Annotated in this window: 2 protein-coding genes; both read left to right on the plus strand. The window is 60.9% G+C overall.

Annotated elements, in window-relative coordinates; all coding sequences use genetic code 11:
• The first annotated feature begins 277 nt into the window (after nucleotides 1–277).
• Complete coding sequence (locus VMT30_03570) at nucleotides 278–1,342, plus strand: IS630 family transposase (protein ID HVQ44019.1); 1,065 nt, start codon at nucleotides 278–280, stop codon at nucleotides 1,340–1,342.
• 120 nt (nucleotides 1,343–1,462) lie between these two features.
• Nucleotides 1,463–1,848: ABC transporter substrate binding protein (locus VMT30_03575; GenBank protein ID HVQ44020.1), on the plus strand; the 386-nt coding region annotated here is incomplete at its 3' end.

Genomic DNA, 1,848 nt, shown 5'->3' on the forward strand with positions numbered 1-1,848 from the left:
GCTCGGCGGAGGCGCTTGTGAGCGCCGCCACCGCGATGGCCGCAGCGCAAAGACCGGCAACCCAGATTTTCAGTCCCATGACATCCTCATTCCCGATATCGATGTTCGCACTCTACTCGCCTTCTTGGCGCCGAAACACCCCTGAAACGGTCGCCCGCCACAATTCAAGCGCTCGCACATGGTCTGGCAAGCGGCGGCGACAACAAGTATACGTCGATTCCGCAGGTAGGCGAAAAATGGCTTGCCGTTGTCGCGGCAAGCGATTCTCGTCGGGGGCATGATTCGCGGTGGCTTTCTTGATCCTAACATCCGGGCGGACCTGATCGCGCTGGTGCGAGATGGGAAGGCCGAGACGCGGCTGACGCGACGCGCGAATGCGTTGCTGCTGCTCGACGATGGCATGAGCTGCGAGGCGATCGCGAAGGTTCTCTACCTGGACGATGATACGATCCGCTATTGGTACCAATTGTATGGCGAGAAAGGCCTGATCTGGCTGGCTGATTTTGGCTACCAGGGCCGCGCCTGCGAACTGACGGCAGCGCAGCAGGACGGGTTGAAAGACTGGGTGGCGCAAACGTTGCCACGGACCAGCACCACGGTAGGCGAGTGGATCGAGAAGTCCTATGGCGTGAGCTACACCCGTTCGGCGCTGGTCAAGCTCTTGGCACGGCTGGAGCTGGAATATCGTAAGCCGCAGGTGATCCCGCGCAAGCTTGATCCCGCGAAGCAACAGGCTTTTATCGAGGCTTACGAGAATTTGCTCAACACTCTCGGCGATGATGAAGCGGTGCTGTTTGCCGACGCAGTGCATCCCACGCACGCGGTGCGGCCGGCGGGCTGTTGGGCGCCCAAGGACGCCAAAGTTGCGCTTGAACAGAGCAGCGGGCGGCAACGGCTGAACATTCACGGCGCCATCGATCTGGAAACGGGTGCAACCCGTATGATCGAAGCGACGACGATCGATGCCTTGAGTACGATCGCGCTGTTGATGGCGATCGCGTTGATGTATCCCACGAAGAGGCTCATTCACGTCTTTCTCGACAACGCCAAGTACCATCATGCTGTGCTCGTTCAGGCATGGCTGGCGAGACCCGGGTGCCGGATCAAGCTGCATTACATTCCGAGCTACTGCCCGCACCTCGATCCGATCGAACGGCTATGGGGACTGATGCATCGGCACGTAACCCACAACCGCGGCTACGAGACCTACAACGAGTTCTGCCGATCTGTTCTGCATTTCCTGCGCGAGGAGGTACCGAAAAACTGGGCGGTCTTCTGCGATTCGGTCACCGACAATTTCCGCGTCATCAACCCCGCCGATTTTCGGGTTCTCAAGGCGTAGGGGTATACCTCACACAAGGCCGAAATGACTTGTGTTACCGTTTCAACAACCGAAGACGTCGTCCAAGCCCGCGGCAAGACGATCCATCGGGCTCGGGGGGCGACTGAAAGGTTGACAGCCATGAGACGGCGCGAATTTGTTGCCCTTCTCGGCAGCGCGGCTGCGCTGTCGTTGCGGCCCCTTCCCAACCGCGCACAGCAACGCACCATCCCGACGATCGGCTTTCTGCATAGCCAGTCACCCGATGGCTACGACGAGATGGTGAGCGCCTTCCCGCAGGGGCTCAAGGAACAAGGCTTCACCGTCGGCCAGAACGTCGCGATCGAATATCGCTGGGCCAACAACGAGGCGGCACGCATACCAGCACTCGCCACCGAGTTGGCGCGCCGGCCGGTCGCGGTGATCGTCGCGGGCGGCGGCGCGGCGACAGCAATCGCGGCAAAGGCCGCGACCACCACGATCCCAATCGTGTTCGCGAACGGCGCCGATCCGGTGCGCCAAGGCCT

The sequence above is a fragment of the Candidatus Saccharimonadia bacterium genome (assembly GCA_035544015.1).
Classification (GTDB): Bacteria; Patescibacteriota; Saccharimonadia; order UBA4664; family UBA4664; genus UBA5169.

Bases quoted from the DNA above. Each gene is read 5' to 3' on its own strand.
- VMT30_03570 (HVQ44019.1), top strand. From the start codon at position 278: ATGATTCGCGGTGGCTTTCTTGATCCTAACATCCGGGCGGACCTGATC.